The sequence below is a fragment of the Flavihumibacter profundi genome, from assembly GCF_020076305.1.
Lineage (GTDB): Bacteria > Bacteroidota > Bacteroidia > Chitinophagales > Chitinophagaceae > Flavihumibacter > Flavihumibacter profundi.
In genome coordinates this window covers 1,527,277-1,550,595 of record NZ_JAIQXE010000001.1, presented here as the reverse complement: position 1 = coordinate 1,550,595, position 23,319 = coordinate 1,527,277, and the positions used below count along the sequence as shown (strand labels likewise).

The 23,319-nt window shown below is 41.0% G+C and carries 17 protein-coding genes; 4 read left to right on the top strand and 13 right to left on the bottom strand.

Translation table 11 applies throughout. The features are described 5' to 3' along the window. Window positions 1–25: 25 nt before the first annotated feature. Complete coding sequence (locus LAQ65_RS06690; RefSeq protein WP_224116174.1) at window positions 26–199, top strand: hypothetical protein; 174 nt, start codon at window positions 26–28, stop codon at window positions 197–199. On the opposite strand, the gene tamL is transcribed toward LAQ65_RS06690, so the two are convergent. From tamL to proB, 5 genes are all read right to left on the bottom strand, one after another. Then, the gene (tamL, locus tag LAQ65_RS06685) at window positions 200–2,497 is read right to left on the bottom strand and encodes a translocation and assembly module lipoprotein TamL (RefSeq protein ID WP_224116173.1); all 2,298 of its coding nucleotides are present in this window, start codon (window positions 2,495–2,497) and stop codon (window positions 200–202) included. Next, a complete protein-coding gene (locus LAQ65_RS06680) occupies window positions 2,498–7,468 on the bottom strand; it encodes a translocation/assembly module TamB domain-containing protein (protein WP_224116172.1) in 4,971 nt (1,656 codons plus the stop codon). A gap of 169 nt (window positions 7,469–7,637) precedes the next feature. Continuing rightward, window positions 7,638–8,300: a lytic transglycosylase domain-containing protein gene (locus LAQ65_RS06675; protein ID WP_224116171.1), complete on the bottom strand. Its 663-nt coding sequence runs from the start codon at window positions 8,298–8,300 to the stop codon at window positions 7,638–7,640. 239 nt (window positions 8,301–8,539) lie between these two features. Continuing rightward, window positions 8,540–9,781 (bottom strand): glutamate-5-semialdehyde dehydrogenase, encoded by a 1,242-nt coding sequence (locus tag LAQ65_RS06670; RefSeq protein WP_224116170.1) that lies wholly within the window; start codon window positions 9,779–9,781, stop codon window positions 8,540–8,542. 10 nt (window positions 9,782–9,791) lie between these two features. Then, window positions 9,792–10,826, bottom strand: a complete 1,035-nt coding sequence (gene proB, locus LAQ65_RS06665; RefSeq protein ID WP_224116169.1) for a glutamate 5-kinase — start codon at window positions 10,824–10,826, stop codon at window positions 9,792–9,794. Between the two features lie 283 nt (window positions 10,827–11,109). Between proB and LAQ65_RS06660 the strand changes: the two genes are divergently transcribed. Continuing rightward, window positions 11,110–11,298 carry a hypothetical protein gene (locus LAQ65_RS06660; RefSeq protein WP_224116168.1) on the top strand — a complete coding sequence of 63 codons (189 nt, stop codon included), beginning with the start codon at window positions 11,110–11,112 and terminating at the stop codon, window positions 11,296–11,298. A gap of 217 nt (window positions 11,299–11,515) precedes the next feature. On the opposite strand, the gene LAQ65_RS06655 is transcribed toward LAQ65_RS06660, so the two are convergent. The 4 genes from LAQ65_RS06655 to LAQ65_RS06640 form a co-directional block, all read right to left on the bottom strand. After that, the gene (locus LAQ65_RS06655) at window positions 11,516–12,607 is read right to left on the bottom strand and encodes an acyltransferase family protein (RefSeq protein ID WP_224116167.1); all 1,092 of its coding nucleotides are present in this window, start codon (window positions 12,605–12,607) and stop codon (window positions 11,516–11,518) included. Window positions 12,608–12,650: 43 nt separating this feature from the next. Next, the gene (locus tag LAQ65_RS06650; RefSeq protein WP_224116166.1) at window positions 12,651–12,854 is read right to left on the bottom strand and encodes a hypothetical protein; all 204 of its coding nucleotides are present in this window, start codon (window positions 12,852–12,854) and stop codon (window positions 12,651–12,653) included. Between the two features lie 90 nt (window positions 12,855–12,944). Continuing rightward, complete coding sequence (locus LAQ65_RS06645) at window positions 12,945–14,852, bottom strand: AAA domain-containing protein (RefSeq protein WP_224116165.1); 1,908 nt, start codon at window positions 14,850–14,852, stop codon at window positions 12,945–12,947. Between the two features lie 25 nt (window positions 14,853–14,877). Further along, complete coding sequence (locus tag LAQ65_RS06640; RefSeq protein ID WP_224116164.1) at window positions 14,878–15,486, bottom strand: hypothetical protein; 609 nt, start codon at window positions 15,484–15,486, stop codon at window positions 14,878–14,880. A gap of 264 nt (window positions 15,487–15,750) precedes the next feature. Here LAQ65_RS06640 and LAQ65_RS06635 point away from each other — a divergent pair, with 264 nt between their 5' ends. Next, the gene (locus LAQ65_RS06635; RefSeq protein WP_224116163.1) at window positions 15,751–16,734 is read left to right on the top strand and encodes an ABC transporter ATP-binding protein; all 984 of its coding nucleotides are present in this window, start codon (window positions 15,751–15,753) and stop codon (window positions 16,732–16,734) included. Here the strand turns inward: LAQ65_RS06635 and LAQ65_RS06630 are convergent. The 4 genes from LAQ65_RS06630 to LAQ65_RS06615 form a co-directional block, all read right to left on the bottom strand. Then, window positions 16,731–17,783, bottom strand: a complete 1,053-nt coding sequence (locus LAQ65_RS06630) for an MFS transporter (protein ID WP_224116162.1) — start codon at window positions 17,781–17,783, stop codon at window positions 16,731–16,733. The two genes, LAQ65_RS06635 and LAQ65_RS06630, sit on opposite strands and share 4 nt — an antisense overlap. A gap of 153 nt (window positions 17,784–17,936) precedes the next feature. Beyond that, entirely contained in the window at window positions 17,937–19,937 is a 2,001-nt protein-coding gene (locus tag LAQ65_RS06625; RefSeq protein ID WP_224116161.1) for a T9SS type B sorting domain-containing protein, read from the bottom strand. 1 nt (window position 19,938) lies between these two features. Continuing rightward, entirely contained in the window at window positions 19,939–20,247 is a 309-nt protein-coding gene (locus LAQ65_RS06620; RefSeq protein ID WP_224116160.1) for a chaperone modulator CbpM, read from the bottom strand. Window positions 20,248–20,262: 15 nt separating this feature from the next. Continuing rightward, window positions 20,263–21,168 carry a DnaJ C-terminal domain-containing protein gene (locus tag LAQ65_RS06615; protein ID WP_224116159.1) on the bottom strand — a complete coding sequence of 302 codons (906 nt, stop codon included), beginning with the start codon at window positions 21,166–21,168 and terminating at the stop codon, window positions 20,263–20,265. Between the two features lie 160 nt (window positions 21,169–21,328). Between LAQ65_RS06615 and LAQ65_RS06610 the strand changes: the two genes are divergently transcribed. Further along, complete coding sequence (locus tag LAQ65_RS06610) at window positions 21,329–23,248, top strand: FAD-dependent oxidoreductase (protein WP_224116158.1); 1,920 nt, start codon at window positions 21,329–21,331, stop codon at window positions 23,246–23,248. The last annotated feature ends 71 nt before the right edge of the window (window positions 23,249–23,319 follow it).

Sequence of the window (23,319 nt, the reverse complement as noted above, 5' to 3'; positions counted from 1 at the left end):
AATTTTGCAGGGTAAACAGTTCGCTATGAATATTTCTTTTTTTGTATTGACAGGCATTTTATTAATTGTGCTGTTTATCTGGATGTTCCGTGTGAACAGGAAAGAGCGGGGTAAACTGGAAGAAAAACTAAATAGAAATTACCCGGTTCATGAAAAGCACAAGGAAGCCGAAGACCCTGAGAATGCTAAAGGAAATTAACTAAAACGGGTAACCTATCGCGATATTTAAAATCAGGTTATCCTTTCGCCATTGACTATTTCCCGGGTCAATTTCATTGAAGACCCACCTGCTTCCTTCTGGATACCAGGGTTTCCGTAAGGGCATTGCGAGGTCAAACCGCAGCACCATAAGAGAAACATCGAGGCGAAGACCCAGTCCAGCACCAACTGCCATTTCATTAAAAAAATCACCTTTGTTTAACCCGCTGCCGGGTTTGTCTGCTGGTTCATTTCTTAACCAGATATTACCCGCGTCAACAAAAGCCCCAAGCTTTATATATTTTGACATATTGTATCGCAGTTCTGAATTCAGTTCCGTTTTTATATCACCCGATTCGTTTGCCTGATAAGCCTCTTCCTTTGTATAATAACTTCCTGGTCCGAGGGTCCGGATGCGAAACGCCCTGATACTACTGCTTCCACCAATGAAAAACTGTTCTGAGTAAGGCATGACTGCACTGTTCCCATAGGAAAATCCTACCCCGGCAATGATCCTGTTAGCCCAGTCGAACTTCGGGTTCAATCGCCAATAGCCCCTGAGATCTGCCTGCAACCTGATAAATTGTGATATAGGAACATTGCCTAACTGTTTAGCGCCTATTGTATCAACATCACTTTTTATAATCAGGCTGGATAAATTTCCTGAAGAACTGATGAGCCCGTCAAATGCATAATTAAATCTCCTTTTGGTACGGTAGCTATTATTATATTGAAAACGGTACAAGGCGCCAATAATTAATTGCTCTTCATAGGATGCTCTAAGGGTTGGGTCCGCAGTCAGTATGCTGTCAAATTTCTCTGTTATATTGCTGGGATAAATAAAATTTATATTGATCAGGCGCAAAGTATGCTCAATGGCTTTCCCTTTTTTCCAGCTATAGCCGACGGAAGTCCTCATGGATCTCATGGTATATAAATCGGGCCTTTGGTTGTATTCAATTCCCATGGAAAATAATGTCCTGGGCATATAAGTTGCCTTGCTTGAATTGACCCAGAAACCGGGAAGAAGTTTCGGGAGACTTAGGGTTACTTCAGCGCCAAATAGGTACGCATTCGAAGATGATTCATTACCTCCTACCTGAACATCGAATCCTCCGGATATTTTTGCTTCCAGTACTTCCGCACCTTTAAATAAATTGAGATTCTTGTAATTCAGCGAAATTTCCGAACCAACATAATTGGTGGATTTGCTGGTGCCAGACAATTCCAGCCGGAGTGACTGTTTCCTGGCCGGGGTTAAATAAATACGGGTATTCAATATGTGTGAAGTGCTGTCCTGAACCGGGGAATACAACATTTTCACAAACTTGAAAGTATTGAGGTTCATAAGACGTTCTACTGTCAGCTCATGAATATCCCTGTTATAGGTTTGCCCTTTACCGATCATAATGGCCCTCTTGTATAAACTTGTTTTATACGTTTCCTTATTATCAACCACCGTAAATTCCTTCTCTTTCCTTCCTTCCTGCCGTGTGATGAGTGAATCTTTTTCCAGGATATAATTTCCATAAATAACAATATCGCCGATATTCCAGGTTTTTCCTGCTGTTGCCGGCATCTCGGGTTTTATGGTAAGGTAGAGATCAGTAAAGCCCTGGTGCAGGCTATCTACTTTATAAAACAAGAAGTCTGGTTCAAAGAAAAAATAACCATTTTCTTTCAGGCTCAGGTCAATTCTGGTTCGTTCCGATTTTAAGGTATTCAGGTTAAAATAGTCTCCTTTTTTTATTAAGGAATTCTCCGCTGACTTTTTAATTAGCAGCCCAATAGCATTACTGTCTGATGGATAAAACAGGTTATTGATTTTATACCTTGAGCCAGCTTTTACATTGTATTGTAAAGAAGCTTTCCTGTTTTTTGAAATTGTTTCACCGGTTACAGCAGGTTTCATAAAACCTATGTCAAATAATTCCTGCTGAATCTTAGTTTCTACTGATTTTTGTTTTACCTCGCTCAATAAAACCGGCGGCTGCCCGAATTTGTGTTTTATCTGGTAAATAAAGCCCTTTGGTTTTTTAGGTTCTTTAAAGGCATTAAAAATCAGGAGCTTGTATTTAATACCAAGAAAACTGGTATTGGGTTTAGGCCTGGTATGCTTTTCAAGGTCGAATTTTATTTTTTTGTCCAGTTTACTAACAACAGGAACTATTTTTGCCCCGGTATATAATTTATCACCTTCCGGAACATATTTTGTAGTGCTGCAGGATGAGAGTAACAGCAAAGGCAGGGCTAATACCAGTAATATTATGATTCCAGTATGGTATCTTGTTAACAGCAATTACTTATTCTTTTGCTTTTTAAAAGCGTTTTTGAATTTGTTGAATTCCAGTACTACAACAAAAGTGACACCCGTTTTAACAACATTTCCTTCAAAAGTAAGTTCATTCTCGGTTATGCGGAATCCCTTTATCCTGTATTTGCCATCTGAACTCAGCTGGTATTCTGCAATGATATCTCCCGCAAGTCCGGATAATGCATTTTCATTCTGGTTATGGCCTTCCAGTGCAAAGTTGCTTCCAACATACACTTTCAAACGATTATTAGCCATTGATTTGCTGACACCCACTTTCAGGTCTGTGTTACGCTCGGAACTACCACTGGTATAGTCTTCATATACGTCGAACGCAACATCAAATTCAACTCCTTTCACTGCATTGCCGGCCAGGTCGGTTAATTCCTGTGTTAACAGGCGTCCGGCAGTAGCATATGCCCTTGTTTCAAAAGCAGTTGATGTGGTGCTGCTAAAACTGCTGAAGGGATTTTCTGCAATAAACTGGCCGAAGGCTAATAATCCCATCACCTGTTTATTTAATTCTGATGGAATATTGTTCACCTGCTTAATGCGAGTATACACTATCCCATCAAAGACTTCCCGTTCATTTACCGGCAAGTCTAACCGGAAGTTGATATCAGGTTTCGATAATTTCTTTGTGAACATCATGTACACCTCAACATTGAATTTTTGCTTATCTATACCTGGAATTGATTGAATGTCGCCTACTAATTCTGCAGCAGTTGTTTTAACCTTATACAAGGCCGTTAAGTTCAAATCGGCATTAAGCGGGTCGCCGCTCCAGGTTATGCTGCTGCCTTTCTGTAGAATGAAAGTTTTCTTAATAATCTGGGCAATGGAAAGGTCATAGTCCCCCTTCTCTACTGTATAATTTCCCGTTAAACTTATTTTCCCTTCAGCACTCCTGGACAAATTCAGTCCGGCTGTTCCATTAATTTTCAAATTGTCACCACTTGTTTCATCCATTACGATATTTACATTGCTACTTGGAGTAATTGTGAGATAAGTATTCACCGAAATTTTAGGACCGGCCGACGCCTTCTCCTTTTCCTTAATTACAGTTAATGAATCAGATGGATGTGCAGGGTCAAAAAATTCAATCAGCCCATCACCCCGTCTTTGCGTTTCTGATGTAGTATTAATATATGTAAAGTTCGAATTGTCAAGGACCTTAACTGTGCCATCGACATTAATGGCTTCTTCATTGCCTTTAAGCGATATCAGGGCATCCACAGAAGCTGGACCATAGATCGTCTGGTCGGGGTATTTTTTTTTGTCAATAGCGAGGAATCCATTGGTGGTAAGTTTCAGGTCGAGTTGGTATTTAGGGAAGCCTGATGTTTGTATACTTCCTTCCAGTAAACCTTTATGTCCGGCACTATCGGTAAAATTGAATTCATTCAGCCTGATCCCCTCTTCACTAAAAACCACTTCGCCGGCCGGGATCTTAATATAAGTGCCAAAATCTTTATAAACTGCCTCTATATTTTGTGTTTTGAGTATCCCCCTTATATCCGGGTTACTGATTTTACTTTTTATTGTAAGGTCCCCGATTATCTCTCCGGATAATTTTCCAAGGTATGCTTTTGTAAATGGTTCTATGTTACGCAGGCTAAACTGCTTCATATTTAATGCCAGGTCTGCAGTGCTTTCCTTTGGCTGGTAGGTGCCTGATAAGGTGACATCGTTGTCTGACCCTTTCAGGGCTACATTTACATTAATTATATTTTCATTTCCAATCCCAGCGTTCAGTGATAGATTGCCGGCATTCACTCCTTTTAGCCGAAGACTATCAATAGTGATGTCTGAAGTGAAAGAAAAGGGAACAAATGATTGCATTACCATCCCTCCGTTAACAGTTCCCTCTACAAGTGCAGTATCGGAAATAATTATTTCCGAAATATTTTTCAGTTTGAATTGTTTCAGGTCCAGTTTTAATGGGAGTCCGCTTAATACTGTAGTATCGGCCGATAAGCTTATTAATTCATCATTTTTAGAAATAACCAGGTTACTGCCCTTTAGTGCACTGGTATTAAGGTAAATGATATTATTGTCATTTACTTTCCAGGGGCGTTTATTGATTAGCAATGAATCCTCCATGTGTAGGTAAGGCAAATCAGGGTCATTGGTAATATTGTAAGGAATGGAATACTTTGGCTCGAGGTTTTCATCGAATAAATCAATTCGCCCGTTAATTTTCCCATGCAATATGCTGCCTGTAATGGTACTCTTCGCCAGGTTAACCGATGGGCTTTTTATTTGGTTGACCAGTATGCCATAATTCAATTCTTTGAACCAGGTTTGCCCTGGTTTATTAACCCCAACAATTTTCAGGGTATCAATTTCATAGTCCATATAATCCAGTTTCGGGATTTCCGTCAATATAGTGATCGATGAACTATCAGTATTAATTGTGCCGGTAATATTGAATGGACTAACTTTTTTCAGGTTTGGAAACAGGGTAGCAATACTATCAGGTATATGGATATTTGCATCAAGCCTGGCGACTAATTTATGGGTATAAACTGAATCATTACTATTAGTGTATAGGTAGCTGTTGATAATGGTTTTAGCTACAGCCGGAATATTTTTTAGGGTATATTTTCCTTTTATTGTTGCATCGGCAAAAGGAGTGGTTAATTGAATAAGCTGGGTGTCATTGGCATATACTGCATCAAGTTGTACCGAGTCGATATTAAATCGTTTGCTGCCAAATTGAACACTTAATCCCGATGCCAGTATGTTCCCATTTGTCTTGGCGGTATCTAATTGTGGGATATCTGCATTTAGGCGGCCTGATATAACCAGTGTATCTTTTAAAAATCCAAGATTCAGGAGGTTGGCATTTTCAATAACTGTGTTGGTTTTAAAACTGCCATGGAGTTTGTCCATGTTATAATAGGTGTCGGAACTTACTGTAATATTGGGGTCCCTTGATTGAAGATGTGCATCCAGTGTATTGCCGGATACCTTGCCCGAAAAGTTTATGTCATGGTAGGTATAGCCCTGGTAATAAGCCTCCCGCAGATAAGTTTGGAAAACGGCATTAGCCGTTTTGATATCCCATCCTTTCCCTTTAACATTTACAGTAGCAGAAAGATTACCGAAGAGGCTGTCTTCCATAAGTTTTCCCAGTTCGACTGCATCAGTATTTACAGTCAGGTCATATTCTGCATTCGTTTTGTCGGCAATGTTTTTAAGGCTTCCCTTTATGCTGGCATTGCCTTCAGATGTGGCAATCTGAAGATCTGTAAAAAGGTCGTTAAGGGTTCCTTTATAAGTTCCTTTTATACTAAAAGTATTAGGTATGTAATGCAAAAGGGAATCCTGTATAGTATTTGGCGGAAGGAAACTTAAGAGATCCTTCCTTGTGCCGCTGAACTCTTTTAGCCGGAGGTTGATAAGCAGTTTTTTGATATCGGGAAGATGGTAAACTTCTGCGCTGGCCAGCAACCTTGTTTGTGCTGATTTTATGGAAATTTCCGGAATGAGCAGTTTATCCAGGCTGCCTTTTAAACTGGTGTTTGCATAAAAAACTTTTCCAGCTAATGGTGCGAATGATTTGTTCTTTTTCAATCCGGGTTGAAAGAATAGTAGTTCGCTTAACTGAATCCGGCTATCTTTTATTGTTGCATTAATGTGTGTAAGTTCCGGACTGGTGGTGATTTGGGAAATCCCCTTGAAGGAAACGCGGACATCTGCATTGATCTGGTTTTTGGTTGTTTTTACATATAACTGTTTCAGGCTTACTGCAGTATCTGAATACAGGGCATTTGTACTCAGGTTTTCCAGTTGGAAACCATTTTTTTCCACCAGGCTCATTTGCTTCAGGTCGGCAGCGTAGGTAAAGCCATTATAGCCAATATTTGCGGCATCCAGGGAAAATTTTTCTATTGCAATATGCTTTGGATCAAGCTCTTTTTTCCCGGATTTTGGAAAAGCCTGGTCATCGAAAGAAAAGGCGTTATTACTAATTGAAATTCCTCCAACGTAAAAAGTAAATGGTTTACCTGGTTGCACAGTTGTTGCCTGAACAGCTGGCTCCGCATTTTTATTGGTGATTGTTTGTATTGTTGTGTTATGGTCATTCAATGTGATGAAGGCGGCCGAAGCATACATTTTCTGCAGATCGTATTTTACTTTATTGCCGGCAAGCAGTGTAATTTTTGTATCGGCTATAAATTGTGACGACTTATTTTCAAGCCTGAAATTGATGCGGGAAAATTTTACAGAGTCACTGCCAAATATAACCGATGCCGGTGTAGCTGTAGTATCCACCTGCTGAGCTTTTTGATGTCCTTCACTAGTTAAAACAATCTGGCAATAAACGGAATCAGCTACAATATTGCGGGTATGGAAAACTATCCCTCTCAGGTTAAGTTGATCAACTGTTGTTTGAAATCTATTGATTGATGCAGTGTACTCCTGGCCGCCAAATTTATCTGCCATGGTGAACCCCATTTTCGATACCGAAATAATTCCCGGCAGGATGGTATATCCCTTGCCAGCTGTATCTTTTGGGGCCTGTTCTTTGCTGGCAAATGCCGCAGTAATAAAACTGTAATTAAATAGCGAATCCTGGGTACTCCTGTACAAATTTAACTGCAGGCCTTCTAGGTCTATAACAGGAATACTTATACGCTTTGAAAATACCTGCGAAATATCATAACCAATGTCGAGTCGCTGCAGGCGAAATAATGGCCTTTTCTGCTGGTCCTCTATATATATACCATTAACCTGGATATGTGAAAGCCACTTTATGGCAATCGAATTGATAGAGAGATTTGTATGTAATTTTTTCTGTAGGTAGTTTACAGCAATTCCTTTCAGCGTACTTTGTCCCCAATTTGTTTGCAATATCCCCCAAACAAGAAGTAAAAGGCAAATCAGGATGGTGATCACCCATAACAACCATTTGGCAATTTTTTTAAATATTTTCCGGGGTGAGGACAACATAGAATTCCTGAAAATGATGATAGGGTAGGCTGCCCTGTATTATTATAGCCGTAGTTAATAATTGCTTTAATACGGTGAATATAATATTTTATATGGGAATTAATCATATGTTGTTGATTGATAGTGGTTTGCGATATGATTTTTGAGCAATCCGACATCAGCACCCAACTTAGTCAAGGAAGGCCATGCTTTTTTCGCCACCTTCAAAATATTGGTAAGTTGCAATAAATTTATGCACGTGCTCCCTGCTTTCCCTGGGAAGGTATTTTTGCAGCATCCAGAAATTTTTGCTGCCGGATTTTTGCATGGCGGTGTAAATCGGACCAGGACCGCAATTATAGGCAGCCAATACTAATTGCCAGTCGCCGAATTCTGTATAAAGATCACGCAGGTAAATGGCGGCGGCTTTAGTGCTTTTTTTTGCATCAAGGCGTTCATCAATACCGGCAGTAATAGTTAGTCCGAGAATCCTGCCGGTTTCAGGCATTAACTGCCAGGTGCCTGCTGCACCAACCGGTGACAGGGCTTTTGGATTCAATTCTGATTCTATAACCGCCAGGTACTTCAATTCCAGCGGCAATTCATAGTGGTTCAAAATTTTGTCCATCATATGAAAGGTGGATATACTTTTTTTCCTGATATCTTCCAGGTTTTCAGTATTAGCAGAAATGTATTTTTGTATGAATGCGTTGGCTTTATCTTTTATATGCAGGGCATTTTCTTTCTGCACAGTTAATAAGCTAACCTGGCTGGTATTTCTACCGGTAGTAATAGTAAGGGATAAAAGTAAAATACTTGTAAAACATACGCGAATAACTTGAGATGGCAACATTGTTTTCATTTTCAGATAAGACAATGCCGACCCAGGAGGGATTGGATAACGTCAACAAAATATTTGCATAGGAATTGGATATACAACAGCCTGAATCCGGGGGGTACGGTAATTCGGGTTTTTCATTTTACCGGATTGCTGCTAAGGGTTATTCACAGGTATGCATCAAAGGTATATTGCAGAAAACAACATTGCAAGGTTGAATTACTTGGGAAATCTACTAATTAGGGCAATATTGCTTAACGGATATGCCCGCTACCGCGTAAAATCCATTTTTCCGTGACTAATTTTTCCAATGCAAATGGCCCGCGTGCATGTAGTTTTTGGGTGGAAATGCCAATTTCTGCGCCTAATCCAAATACTTCCCCATCTGTAAAGCGGGTGGATGCATTTGAATAGACTACAGCAGCATCAACTTTCCCAATAAATGCTTCACAGGTCTTTTTATTTTCAGAAACAATGGATTCAGAATGTTTTGTTGAATATTTTGAAATATGCTGCAAGGCTTCGGCAATATTGGCCACGACTTTAACGGCGCATTTCAGGCTCAGGAATTCCCGGCCAAAATCCTGGGGTTTTGCCTTCTTTAGGAAGGGGTAATATTTTAATAACCTATGGGCAGTTGCATCAGCAAAAATTTCCACTTTTTCTTTTTCAAATTCCTTTTGTAAGGATTTCAGGAATCGTCCTGCAATTGAGTTATCAACAAGTATGGTATCGACTGCATTACAAACTGATGGCCTTGAAACTTTCGCGTTTACAACAATAGCCAAAGCTTTTTCCAGGTTGGCCTCGCTTTCTACATAAATATGGCATACACCTGCGCCTGTTTCAATAACCGGAACCAGGCTGTGTGTCCTTACATATTTGATCAGGCTGTCAGAACCACGCGGTATTAATACATCTATATAACGTGTTGCCTGCATCATTTCATCAACCGCTTCCCGGTCTGAAGGCAGCAAACAAACTACATCGGGATTAATACCCTGTTCTTTCAACACTGACTTTATAATTTTAACAGCCAGTTGGTTGGTATTGGCAGCATCTGCACTTCCCTTTAGTACGCAGGCATTCCTGCTTCTGAGACATAGGGCTGCGATATCGAATGTTACATTAGGCCTTGATTCATAGATGGCACCAACTACACCAATTGGTACAGTAATTTTTTCCAGCTCCAACCCATTGGGCAATGTTCTTTTTTGCAATAATTGTCCGCCCGGGTCTGGCAGCTTTGCTACTTTTTTTATACTGCTGGCGATATTGGTAATTCTTTGGGCATTTAAAAGCAGCCGGTCGTTCTTTGGGTTGTCGGGATCTTGCCTGGCTAGGTCTTTGGCATTTGCTTTTAGTAAAGCATCTGTATTCGCCATCAAAGCCCTGGAAATGGCCTGAAGTAATTCCTGCAGTGCTTTATTGGATAAATCCTGTAAACCGGCAGTGGCAGCATGGGTTTTTTTGAGGAGAGGAAGAATGGATTTCATGTTGGTTGAATTAGAATAAAACGATATCATCGGCATGTGCGGCGATAATACCTTTTTCATTTAGTTGTTTGGAAATAGATAAGGCATCCATTTTAGTTTTGGCAACACCTAAAATTACGCCATCCTCATCCATGAGTTGGATCACTTCTCCCCCTACGAATTTCCCTTCTGCAGATTTAATACCAATGGTCAACAGACTTTTTCTATTGGCCAGTGCTTTAGCGGCACCTTTATCTACGTGTAGTGTACCCAAGGTAACTGAACCACTGGCGAGCCATTTTTGCCTGGCCCTTAAGTTTGATTTTTTTGGTGTAAAGCAGGAGCCGTTCTTTTCACCAAGCGCGTCTACAAGAGGATGCGGGCCTTTTAATCCGCATATAATAACCCTTATCCCCAGTGATATAGCCAGCCGCGTAAAGGTTAATTTTGAAATCATGCCTCCCAGTCCAAGCCCGCTTTTCTCAGTATTTACATATTGTAAAACAGAAGCATCAACATTTTCAATCTTCGGGATAACTTGTTTTTTATCGTCGAGCAAACCGCCTGCTGAAGTGCAAAGAATTAAAGTGGAAGCGTCAAATCCAATTGCGATGAGTGTAGCCAATTCGTCATTGTCTGAGAATTTAATTTCAACATTGCTCACTAAATCGTTTTCATTTACAACAGGTAAGATGCTGTTTTCCCAAAAAGTGTTGAAGGTTTGTTTGAGTTGCAAAAATTGCTTGCGGTTAGAAAAATGCACCCTTTCACAAAGCGCCTGGGCTACTGTAATACCATGTTGTTGCAGGTACTTATGGTATAATTGTATCAAAATGGGGTTCCCAACCGCTGCAGCAGCCTTTCTTTCGGATAAGCTACCTTTGTAATCGCGGATGAATTTTTTACCGCTGCCCACCGCACCACTCGATACCAAAACTATATCGTATTGCTTGTAAAGGCCTGCAATTTCTGCGGCTACTTTTTTTACTATTGAATGGTCAATATTCCCTTCTGAATTGGTGATTACTGCTGTCCCTAACTTGATCACTAATACTTCCCTGGCCATTTGTGTTAATCTTTATTACGTTGCGGCATTAAAAATAGGAAGAACCGGAAGAAAATCCGGTTAAAATAAAGGGCTTGTAGCCGCGTTTTGCCAATTTTTTTAGGCAGCACATTAATAATTCTTATTATTTCTTTAAAAGCTGGTAAGAAGTCACCAAAAAAAATTGCTCACAGCCATCCTGATTGGCATCTATATGCATAATGCAATTTCTTGTAGCAAAGCAAAGTAAAAGCCATCCCCAGAGACCCGAATTAGAAGCTGCGCAGAAAGAAAAGACAACATTGTGCCAAGATTATTGCCAGCTTTTTCCTACAACCTCGCTACCCACGTATTATCGGCAGCCCGTCCTTTGTTTAAAGCGGAAAAAGTGGCTGCTATTGAATTTCATTTCGACACTTTTTACAAGGTTGACCTTGTTGGGGGTATTAGGGATTTTTTAAAGGAAAGGATTTTCACAAGGCTGCCAACATGAGTGTTCCTTTTCACAAAAGGTATTTTTTCTTGAACGTGAGCGGTTAAACAGGATTTATGTTTCCTGACATTGCCCGATAGCTTAGAGAACATTGCTTTTCATGTACATTGGAAGGAATAAAGTTACATGGCGGATTCCAATTGGGATGTTGAAAACTTTCATCCACACAAGGTGGAAACTTGTCGAAGGCTTCCCCAAAGATGGAAATCAGGGTTTTTTATTTAGGGAAATACCCGTATTGCTTTTGCTTTGAGATATCCCAGCTAGCCCGGGTTTGTGTGTTCAACCATTTTCGCAATGGTTCATCAAAGAAACGCAACGCCAGCCAGGATATCAGGATGATTACTGCAACAACACAAATTGCAACTAATTTTATGGTTATGGAAGTATGCGCTTCAGCTGATACCCAAGATCCGAAAAGATAGAGTAGGGGTGCATGGAGAATGTAAATGGGATAAGATAATTCTGCTGAAAGCCGGCAGATCTTTTTCCAGCATTCCTGTAATGGAGCGCCAGCCCCAATAGCCAAAATAACCGGAAATACTACAATAACACAAACGGCTTCATAAATGCCATTATAAGTCATGGCAGGGGCTTCAAAAACCAGCAGTAATAAAATTGATAAAATCGGGTAAGCATATGGGATAGTCAGGCGAAAATTGCTCCTGTATAAAAAAATACCTGCTAAAAATGGAAAACTAACCCTAATGGGGCCCATCCATATATTTGACCATCCCCAGCCGCCATGCAGGTTGCCCATCGCAACTGAGGTTACGAGGAGTGCCATACCAGAAAAGGCGATACAAATACCCAATTTATTTTGTGTGAGTTTATGGCCGAAAACAGCATAAAAAAGATAGGCAAGGTATTCAAAGAATAAGGACCAGGAAGGGCCATTCAGGGGATGGGTTATATCACTTCGGTTAGCCAGGGGGGGCGCCGGAATAAGGAATGACCCGAGCAGCAGAGCGGTGCTAAACAGCAAGTTGTTATTATGAGCTGAAACCGTACTATACGGATTTAGCCAATAGATAATTCCACCAAGAACTAATCCCAAAACCACTAACGGGTGAAGGCGAATTACCCTAAGCCTGAAAAATTCAGTTATATTAAGTATTGACCATCTTTTATCGTAGGCATAAGCAATTACAAATCCCGACAGCATGAAAAAAAAGTCAACGGCCAGGTAAGCATGTGGAAATGGGTTGATGGATGCACCTGGATAGGTTGCTTCCATTAAGTGTAAAAACACTACGCTTAAGGCAGCTATGCCGCGTAATCCGTCTAGTATTTCAAAATGACGCTTCATAGTTTGGATTTAAATCATCCATCAGCCCGGCCAACCCGTTTTTTTAACCTTGCAGTTCTGCGGCTTCTTTCCTGTTGAACTTCACAACAAAGTGTAAAAGCACAAGAGCACCGCCAAGGCAATAAAACATAACGATTTGGCCAGCGGTGTGTCTTCCTAAAAACCAAGTCATGGCAATCAGGATCGTTCCCCAAACGAGGAAAATGTTGGAAATAGCTGAAATCAGCAATTGACGAAATGTTTGCATAGGTATACTTTTAGGGTATACTAATAACCTAAAAATCTCCCTAAAATTGTGCTGATGAAAAAAACGATAAAGTATAGGGAAAGTTGTAACTCATTCATTTACAAACTCCCATGCGCTTTTATAGGCATTATTCTTTTGGGTATATTCGACGAAACCTCCAAAAAAATCGATTTTTGAAAGGGTGGCACTATCCCCAATGACCACAAGTTTTTTCCTGGCCCTGGTCATGGCCACATTGATGCGCCTTATTTCTGAAAGGAAACCGGTTTCCCCGTCTGTATTGCTCCGTGTTAAGCTAATAAATATTATATCCCTTTCCTGCCCCTGGAAACTGTCAATGGTATTTACCGATATTTTATGAAGGATGCCTGACCATTCCGGGTAACCGGATTGTTGCATTTTGAGTAGTTCTATTTGTTGTTTGTAGGGGGAAATGATGCCAATACTTGGGAAATTTAAGTCATTATAATGATCCTTCAATCTGTTGACGAGCATGGATAACTGCTTAAAAAGGAAGGCCGCTTCTTCGGGATTTGATGTACTGGTGCCTTCTGCTTTTTCTTCAAACCCGCAGCCTGCAGTATCTATAAATACCAGGGGTTCATCATCTTTAAATAAAAGGTGACTGGCCACTGAAGGATCCGCGGTTAATACATTGCCATAGAACACCGAAGATGGATAGCCCATTATCAATTCATGCATTCGATATTGTTCCTGTAGCAGTACCACTGCTTCAGGGTGTTTTAGCGCTGCTTTTTCCAAAATGGATGTTCCTAAACCGTTTCGTGCAGCTTCCATAGATTTAATAGTTGGCGATAATTGGAAATGGTCACCGGCTAAAATCAGTTTCGGCGCTTTCAGGATGGGTATCCAGGATGCGGGTTCAAGTGATTGTCCCGCTTCATCAATTACCACAACAGGGTATTTGAGTGACTTAATTGTGTAATGGTTGGCACCCACAAGGGTTGCTGTTATTACCTGAGCTTTCCCGATAATATCATCCATTATATATTGTTCCGTTTGGCTCACTTCTTTCATGATCTTCCGGGCTTCATCAAAAAGCGCTTTACGTTGTTCCCGTTCAGCTTTGCCAAAACTCCTTTTATATTTGTGCGCCAGGTTTCGGTATTCGTTAGCTTGTTTTTTCAATGCCCTGATGTTTTTCGTCTGGCTATGGGCAGCCATTTTACTATCGAGGGTTAAAGCCATCAATCTTTCTGATACCCGCACAGGATTCCCAACACGCAATACGTTTATTCCCTGTTCTGCTAATTTCTCACTTAATAAATCAACTGCTGTATTGCTTGGGGCAACAACAAGTATTTGGGGTGTCTCCAGTTGCAATAAAATTTTAATGGCTGCTACCAGGGTAGTGGTCTTGCCAGTGCCTGGCGGACCATGAACAATCGCCAGGTCATTTGCGGAAAGTATTTTCCTGACTGCAGCATGCTGTGATTTGTTCAGGTGGGGGATATCCGGCAGTATAATATCTGAAGAAAATACAGGAGATTGTTCGCCTTTGAGAATATTGACCAGCCGGTTTCCCGATTTACTGTCACTGGCAGCTTTTGCCTGTTTCAGGGCATTAAACATTTCGTCATAACTGTTATCATCAAACAATAGGTCAATGCCTAGTTTGCCGTCTCTCGACCAATCGGGTAATTCATCAACCGGCAAAGTGATTTTCATGCTGTTGCCGTTCAGGTAGGAAATGATCCCATCAATTCGGTCCTGCCTGGCATCATGATTGGAAAATAAAGCGACAGGCATACCAAACCGAAATTGATGGTTACTATCCTGGTGTGTGGTTCGTTCAAATTCCACTATAAGGTAATCGCCCCTTCCCATTTCCGTTCCCTTCAAGGCAACCGGGTACCAGGAAATACCATTCAACCTGCGCTCAGCAACACTTGTCTGTTCTGTTAACTTTAAATAAGATTGTTGATCAGCCTGCTTTTCGATATGTAATAATTCCTGGAGCCTGTCGAAATAATCCATAGGCAAAATTAATCAATCTGAAAGCTTATTGCTTCAGTTTAATTACCTGGATGCCTTCCGTTTCAACATTGGCAGTAGCGCCATTGATTTTTTGGGTATTTTTTCGGTTGAAGGGGGTATTCAGTACTAGGGTATCTCCAGACCAGGCTATTTTTGACCCGGAAGCGACACTGGGTAGGGTTATGCCACTTGCATCCGGGGTTTTGATAAATCCATTCTGGAAATAAACTGAGTCCCGGCCTGCTATATTATAGTTTATCGATGCATTATAGGAAGGCTGGACTAACCCAAATGGTACTTCAGTTGCAAACACTAAAACATTATTTGTATAAAACTCTGCTTGTACCACAGTGTCGATGGTATACGAAATTTCGGTAAAATTGAATTTAGCGGAGTCGATGGATAATGTACCGGTATTTTCTTTTGTAGTATAATTGGAGGTAGTGACTGATTTCTGCAGGTTACCTTCTTCTGTGGTGCTTATGGTGCTTTGGGAGTATACTTCCATCCGGATGAATTTCCAGTTTCCCTGGATCCTGGTGGCATTATCGATTAGTGCTGTATCTTCTTTTTTGCAGGAAATTAAGGCTACCAGCACAAAAAAGCCTAAGCTGATGCTGCTTTGGAATTTCATAAACAGGTTTAAGGGATAATAATAAAAAGGATACCAGTTATATGGTTTTTATCTGCTGCTGTTTATCCTTTGTATGGAATTTAAAAGTCTTCCATATTCCTAAGAACGTAAAAGATATATTTCTGTTGTATAATATAGATTATTTTCTTATAAACGGATCTTGCGTGGAGGCTTTAAGGTTTATGTTTAATTATTGCAGGGATAATAGTTACTTGCAGTTTGCAAAATGGCAAAGTTGTCAATAAAACAAAGCTTAGTATATATATGGAATTTTTAGAGGTTGCCGGGATCAGCAAGGAAGGCCGGGATGGATTTGTTTTGCAGGAGACAAATTTTGTGCAGGCAAAATCACAGGTGCTTGCAGTGGTCGGTGAAACCGGGTCGGGCAAGACAACCTTGCTTAAACTTATTGGGGCATTAATTCAGCCCGATACAGGAAACATTTTTTTGGAAGGTAAAAGGGTGGAAGGGCCAAATGAAAAATTGATTCCGGGACACCCTAAAATTGCTTATTTATCCCAGCATTTTGAATTGCGCAATAATTACCGGGTTGAAGAGATTTTGTCCTATGCCAACCGGCTTTCAGAAGAAGACGCAAATGAAATTTATGAACTATGCCGTATCAGCCAGTTTTTAAAAAGGGGGACTGATCAGTTGTCAGGCGGTGAAAAACAAAGGATAGCATTGGCGCGCCTATTGGTTGGATCACCCAGACTACTTATTCTTGATGAGCCGTTTTCCAACCTGGATTTCCAACTTAAACAATTGTTGAAAACAGTATTAAAAGACCTGGGTGAAACCTTGCAGATCACTTCTATAATCAGTTCCCATGATCCGTTAGATACGCTATCCCAGGCAGATGAAATTTTAGTGATGCAATCCGGACTTATAGTACAGAAAGGCAAACCGGAAGAAGTTTACGGACATCCTGTGAATGAATATGCAGGTGCAATTTTTGGCAGGTACAATTTGATAGGTCCGGAACTTGCTGCTGGATTTCCCCATATATTTCCTGCTCAAAAGGCTGGTAAAACCCTTTTTACAAGACCAGAGCATTTCCAGATTACCAAATTGGGTGGGCCAACAATAAAAGGGACCGTAAAAGCAGTTTATTTTATGGGGAATTATTACCACGTTGAAATACGGGTATTAAACCAGACCATAGTTGTACAATCTGATACTGGTCTGTATAATCCTGGTGAGCTAGTAAACATTGCCTTTCGTGTGGCTTCCCATTGTTTTATTTAAGCGGTTTCGGCTGTTTTTTGCATTATCCGTGTAAGCCATATGATCAATGCTCCCATCATAGCTATGCAGCCAAAAGACCACCGTAGGCTGGTTGCTTCCGCAACTAATCCAACAAATGGTGGGATAAATAAAAAGCCCACATACCCTATTGTTGAGATAGATGCCAATGCTGCGCCGGTATTGGCTCCCGCAGTTTTTCCGGCCATACTGAAAACCAGGGGAACAACACAAGATACGCCCAGTCCAATTAAAATATAGCCTGCAATACCCGGGTAGGGCATGTGGGTTAAAAGAACTATTGAAAATCCGGTTACAATTAATGTGCCACTAAGAGTAAGTAATGGCAGAATGCCCAATTTATTGGTCATCCAGTCGCCAAGAAAACGGCCGGTTGTCATGGCAATCATATATACTACAAAGGCAAGTGTGGCGAGGCCTTTTGACGTATGCATTTCCTGGCGGAAGTAAATGCTTCCCCAATCATACATCGTGTTTTCACAGGCCATTGAGGCAAAGCAGATAAGCGAGAAATTTAGCAGAGCGGGTTCAGGAAGTTTAAAGAAACTACGTCGTTCTTCCTTTCTGGGCGGAACACTATTGGTTAGCGGTATGAAAATAATTGTCAGTATAAACAACAGGAGGCTGACGCCGATAAGATGGTAGCTGACTGCTACGTCTTTGGATACCATTAAATAACCAATTGAGGCCCCTGCAAATCCGGCAAGGCTCCATACACCATGGAAGGAGTTCATAATGGAACGGTTATATCGGTGCTGTGTTTCCACGGCCTGTGCATTCATAGACAGGTTCAGTAGGTTACGGGTAATTCCAAAAGCCAGCAATACCATTACCAATTGCCAAATATATGCTGCAGTGCCTGGTAAACAAAGAACCCCGTTAAATGCCAATGCGCCTCCAAACATTATCGATTTACTGCTGTATTTCTGTAACAGCATACTTGTGAATGGTAAAGTCAGCAGTAAGCCAACGGGAAAGGCGAAAAGTACAAGGCCTAATTCACCTTCTGAAAGGTGTAGCTGTTCTTTCACAGAAGGAATACGGGAGGCCCATGAAGCTTAGCCGAATCCTGATATGAAAAAGAAAAAAAATACAGCAGTGCGCTGCATTATTGGGGAATTCTGCCGCTTGCTGTATCGTGCAGTGAGGGTTTTAAACAAGACCATCAGGTTTATAGCCACAAATTATCGCAATAACATTGTTTTTCCTTTCAGGGAAAACTGTTTTTTTGAGTCACGGTCAGTATAATTGAGTGTCCATACATAAAGCCCGGATTCCTGTAAAACAGAATTAAACTGGCCATCCCACCCTTTTTTCCAGTCCCTGGTAGAGTATACCAATTGTCCCCAGCGATTATATACATTGAATAATAAGTTTTCCGCTTTTACCGCATTAAGCGGATAAAGCACATCGTTTTTGCCATCACCATTGGGTGTAAATGCACTGGGCACGTCAATGAAACAACTTACATATATCTTAATATTTTTTTCTATCGTACTGGTACAACCGATACTGTCAGTAATGGTGTACTGGACACGTAATTCCCTGGTGTTGTTGAATCTTTGATAGGTATGCACCGGAGATTGTTCGGCAGAGGAATTTCCATCCCCGAAATTCCAGAAATGGGTTAATGAATTACCAACTGATTCGCTGTTAAAGGTAATAGGCTCAAGCGGGCAGTTGTCTTCTGGTACACTGAAGCCGGCTTTTATAAAATTGTCGAGTACAACTGTTTCCGTAGCTGTATCGTTGCAAAATCCGTTACTAACCGTTAGGGATACTTGCTTTGAGGAAAAAATACTGTAAGATGCGGTTGGGTTCTGCTGTGAACTGCTGAGGCTTTCGTCAAGATTCCATTTCCAGCTATTTACCTCGTTTGATCCGGGATGCCTGTAGTAAACGAGGTCCTTTGAACAGCCATATTGCCGGTCGTAAGTGAAATCAGCACTAACCGTGTCCTTTATTGTAAATGGCAATGATGCCCCTGCCGGTGTTTCTTCTGAGCATTCGTCCAGGATGGTGTTTCCATCTGTACCTCTTTTCAATTGAATTTTAAAATCTCCTTTCTGTTGCAGTGGCTTATTTAAGGTTACGATAATTTCACGGGTATAATTTTCGGTGCAGTTTCCTGCAGCAGCAGTTACGTTAACAGGATAGCTTCCGGTAACCAGGAAGTCGCTGCCATCTGCAGCAATACTTTTGCAGGAAATATTTTTCTTAAATACAAGTGTTAACTGTTGTGGAGCACAACTAACTGCAGAAAGGCTATCCATCGGTACCGGGGCACTGGGTAAAACCGTGAAAGGTACCTGGTCTGTAATGGGGATGCCATTTCCACAAAAGTCCAAAATGGTATTGCCATCCGTTCCAACTTTTACTTTTAGGGTATAATCACCCGGTGGTAAGGGCTGGCTTAAAGTAATTTCTATCGAATCTGTATCGAACTTTGCAGAACAGGCTATGCCGGAACCTGCTATGCTATTTGCTTTTATAGGGTCTATGTAAAAGTCTGATCCGTCAGCGGCAATACTGCTACAAAGCATTCTTTTATTTAATTTAATTGCAATTTTATCAGCCCCGCAGTTAACGTTGGCAGATTTCAGTGCTGGCGGTGTCGGGTCAGTAATTACCGCAGAGCCTCCTTTGAATTCTAGCGTATAACCTTCTGTTGAATTTGTGAATGGATCAAAATGACTCACTAATAAAAGATAATTGTGACCTGCTTTCAGGAAGGGCATGTTACTGAATAAAGGCTTTCCATAGCCGCCACAAACAAAAAAGCCATTGGTGCCGGTAGATGTTCCGGTTAATCCCTTTTCACCGCTCCAGTTGCACGCGATAGGCAGGTTGCCATCCACAAACACTTCATTGGGATTATGACCGGTGATATCATACAATTCCCAGTCGTAATCATCACCAAGGTTATTCGGGGTTATTAAAAAACCCAAAGTTCCATCCTGAAAACAGGTGAACTTGTACCAAAACGGGTTTGTATCTGTTACTCCATCCCGTTTACATGGAGATGGCAATGCGTGGTTTCCGCACAAGGGAACGCTGGTCTGTTTGAAAATACTAGTACCACAGACAGGAAAAGCTGTAGATGGATTTTGACCAATGTTCGTACATGTTTGGCCTGCACCATAAAGAGAAATCAGTAACAACAAAACCAGCACAACTGTCTTCATACTATAACTTCAGCTCATTAATTGATTCATAAAACGATAACCTGTTTCTCATTATTCTTAGTTCTTCCTGCAGGTTGTTTATCCTTTGCAGTAATTGCCTGATAGCATCAATACCTTCCCTGTTTATCCCCATTTCATAATACCAGCGGGTATATTTTTCGAGTTCGGGAATTTGCTCAGCCAAAAGGAAACTGTTTTCTTCACTGACGATGATTTCAATTATTCCCTCTTCCTGCAATGCTGCAATAAACGAGGGATCAGCCTGATAATTACTGCAATATTCTGTAATTGAAATTAACTGGAAGGACATAAAAAATGATTAAAATTACATGGTTGATAATTTCCGGAAGAGTTCCGTTTGTTCTTTATTCAGGTTCGTAGGAATTTTAACAGAATAGGTAACGATCAGGTCACCAAAAGCACCCTCTTTTTTGTAAACCGGGAAACCTTTTCCTTTTAAGCGCACTTTTGTGCCATTTTGGGTACCAGGGGGGATTTTCAGTTTTACTTTACCATCCATTGTATCTATTGTTGTTTCCCCGCCTAATACAGCTGTATAAAGGTCCAGCTCTACATTTGCATACAGGTCATTGTCGAGCCGCTTAAAATGCTTGTCTGCTTCAATTACAAATGTTATATAAAGATCACCAGTTGGACCATTGTTTATTCCAGGCCCGCCATAACCGTTTAGTTTGATAACCTGCCCGTCCGAAATGCCAGCCGGAATAGTGATGCGGATGTTCTTTCCCTGTACATTTAGTGTTTGCTGGTGGGTGATGTATGCCTGTCTAAGGGGAAGGCGAAGTTCTGCATTGTAATCAGGTCCCCTGAACCTGGCCGATGAACTACTTCTTCCACCTCCCTTCTTTTCCCGCCCAAACTGCCCTCCGAAAAGCGATTCAAAAAAGTCGGAATAATGGTCGCCATCACTTTCGCTGCCGAATGGTTCAAATCCCTGCTTGCCATAGCGCTGCTGTTGCTGGCGGGATTGTTCAAACTGATCGGCATGTTTCCAGTTTTCACCATATTCATCATATTTCCTGCGTTTCTCCGGGTCACTCAAAACTTCATTTGCTTCATTGATCTGCTGAAATTTAAGATGGGCATCCTTATCATTCGGATTTAAATCGGGGTGGTGTTTTCTGGCCAGTTTCCGGTAGGCTTTTTTGATATCCTCTGTGGAAGCGGTTTTATCTAATCCCAATATTTTATAGTAGTCGATGAAAGCCATACATTGGGTTTGTTAAATTAGTTCCTGAAATAAAAATTAAATCTAGTCAAATTTTAGACCGGTTTGACTGGAAAATTGGGTATATAGTGTGAAATAACTGCTTAAAATCATAAATTGGCTAAACCCCTAATTATTTACTTCAGCGCTTTTAATAACTATAATGATAAACCGAAAATTTACTTTATCCCTCGCATTTCTGGTATTGCTGGTTTATCCATTGTTTGCGCAAAGGTCGCAGAAAACAGCGGTTTTGGTAGTTGGTGGTGGAACCGGTGGTACGGCTGCGGCAATTCAGTCTGCCCGCATGCAAATACCGACAATTTTGGTAGAATCTTCTTCCTGGCTGGGGGGGATGTTAACCTCGGCAGGGGTATCTGCCACAGATGGTAACGATCAGTTGCCTTCCGGAATATGGCAGGAGTTCCGTGAGCAATTGTATAAAGTATACGGCGGGAAAGCAGCTTTGCAAACCGGATGGGTGTCGAATTGCCTTTTTGAACCCCATGTGGGCGACAGCATTTTTAAGGTGATGGCAGCAAAGGAAAAATTCCTGAAAGTTATTTACGGGTATAGTCCCTATGTTGTAACAAAAAATGGGGATAGGGTTGGGGGAGCAGGATTTATAAATCAGGATAATGATACTTTGCAGATCAGTGCAGAAATTACCATTGATGCCACTGAATTGGGCGATCTTATGTTTCTGGGTAAAGTACCTTATAGTTTAGGAATGGAATCGGATGAGATAACCGGAGAAAACGTTGGAGTCAAAGCCACAAATGATATTATCCAGGATATTACCTATGTGGCCATTTTAAAAGACTATGGACAAGCATCAGATTGTACAATAGTTAAGCCTTCTGGTTATGATCCTGCTGAGTTTGATGGCGCATGTACTGATTATTATACCAATCCTTCACTGCCAAAACCTACCGTGGATGCTAAAAAAATGCTGGAATATGCAAAATTACCCAATGACAAATACCTGATCAACTGGCCTATAAGGGGAAATGATACCTACCTAAACCTGGTTGAACTTAGCCCGGCTGAGAGAATGCAAAAACTGGAAGCCTCGAAAGAGACTACCCTAAGATTTATTTATTTTATCCAGTCCCAACTTGGGTACAAGAATCTTGGTTTGGCCAACGATGAATTTCCTACACCGGACCGTTTGCCGATAATTCCTTACTACCGCGAAGGCAGGCGCGTAAATGGACTGGTCAGGTATACTATAACCCAAATTGCTGATCCTTATAACGCATCAAGCCCGCTTTACAGGACCGGGATTGCTGTGGGTGATTATCCGATTGACCATCATCATAAAAAAAATCCTGTTGCCCCGCAACACCTGGATTTTTATCCGATTCCTTCTTTTGCAATTCCATTTGGTACCCTTATTCCGAAAACAGTAAAAGGATTGGTTATTGCCGAAAAAGGAATTAGTGTTAGCAATGTGGTAAATGGTACTACTAGATTACAACCTTGTGTAATGTTAACCGGTCAAGCAGCGGGTATGCTGGCTGCTTTATCTGCCAGGCATCATGTGCAACCTGCACAGATTGGCGTACGCAAGCTCCAGCAGAAATTACTGGAGGGGAAAGTGTACCTGTTACCTTACATCGATGTGCCACCTACAAATCCGTATTTTTCAGCGATACAAAAGACCGGGTTATGTGGGATACTCAGGGGAACAGGCGTCCCTTACCACTGGGAAAACCAGACCTGGTTTTATCCCGACTCACTGGTTTCTGTTAAAACATTCCGGACTGATTACAAAGAGTTCGATAGTGTAAACTGGCCTGATTTTAATAACGATTTGCTTACGATTGACCAGGCCATAGGTATACTTTTCCAAACCGCCAAAAAACACCCCGAAAAAGTACCCAGAAAAACCCGGAACCATATGGCTAATAATGCCTTATTTACTGTTATGATAGAGGCCCAATGGAATAAGTGGGGATTAAAGGATTATTTGCCAAAAAGACCACTAACCCGCGCTGAATTGGCTGTATTACTTGACCATACCATTGATCCCTTCTCTTTAAAAGCAGTTGATTATCAGGGTTTTTTTAATAACAATTAAGTGGTTTTGAACAAATAAACCAGCTTGTTTGCCGGTATAAGCCAGATTTTTGAAAAAAAATGTTACATCGG

What these genes read in the sequence shown, in the direction of transcription:
- LAQ65_RS06690 (WP_224116174.1), top strand. Translation starts at nt 26, where the DNA reads ATGAATATTTCTTTTTTTGTATTGACAGGCATTTTATTAATTGTGCTG.
- LAQ65_RS06625 (WP_224116161.1), bottom strand. Translation starts at nt 19,937, where the DNA reads ATGAAGACAGTTGTGCTGGTTTTGTTGTTACTGATTTCTCTTTATGGT.
- LAQ65_RS06635 (WP_224116163.1), top strand. Translation starts at nt 15,751, where the DNA reads ATGGAATTTTTAGAGGTTGCCGGGATCAGCAAGGAAGGCCGGGATGGA.
- LAQ65_RS06680 (WP_224116172.1), bottom strand. Translation starts at nt 7,468, where the DNA reads ATGTTGTCCTCACCCCGGAAAATATTTAAAAAAATTGCCAAATGGTTG.
- LAQ65_RS06655 (WP_224116167.1), bottom strand. Translation starts at nt 12,607, where the DNA reads ATGAAGCGTCATTTTGAAATACTAGACGGATTACGCGGCATAGCTGCC.
- LAQ65_RS06610 (WP_224116158.1), top strand. Translation starts at nt 21,329, where the DNA reads ATGATAAACCGAAAATTTACTTTATCCCTCGCATTTCTGGTATTGCTG.
- LAQ65_RS06640 (WP_224116164.1), bottom strand. Translation starts at nt 15,486, where the DNA reads ATGAAATTCCAAAGCAGCATCAGCTTAGGCTTTTTTGTGCTGGTAGCC.
- LAQ65_RS06675 (WP_224116171.1), bottom strand. Translation starts at nt 8,300, where the DNA reads ATGTTGCCATCTCAAGTTATTCGCGTATGTTTTACAAGTATTTTACTT.
- LAQ65_RS06645 (WP_224116165.1), bottom strand. Translation starts at nt 14,852, where the DNA reads ATGGATTATTTCGACAGGCTCCAGGAATTATTACATATCGAAAAGCAG.
- proB (WP_224116169.1), bottom strand. Translation starts at nt 10,826, where the DNA reads ATGGCCAGGGAAGTATTAGTGATCAAGTTAGGGACAGCAGTAATCACC.
- LAQ65_RS06620 (WP_224116160.1), bottom strand. Translation starts at nt 20,247, where the DNA reads ATGTCCTTCCAGTTAATTTCAATTACAGAATATTGCAGTAATTATCAG.
- LAQ65_RS06670 (WP_224116170.1), bottom strand. Translation starts at nt 9,781, where the DNA reads ATGAAATCCATTCTTCCTCTCCTCAAAAAAACCCATGCTGCCACTGCC.
- LAQ65_RS06650 (WP_224116166.1), bottom strand. Translation starts at nt 12,854, where the DNA reads ATGCAAACATTTCGTCAATTGCTGATTTCAGCTATTTCCAACATTTTC.
- LAQ65_RS06615 (WP_224116159.1), bottom strand. Translation starts at nt 21,168, where the DNA reads ATGGCTTTCATCGACTACTATAAAATATTGGGATTAGATAAAACCGCT.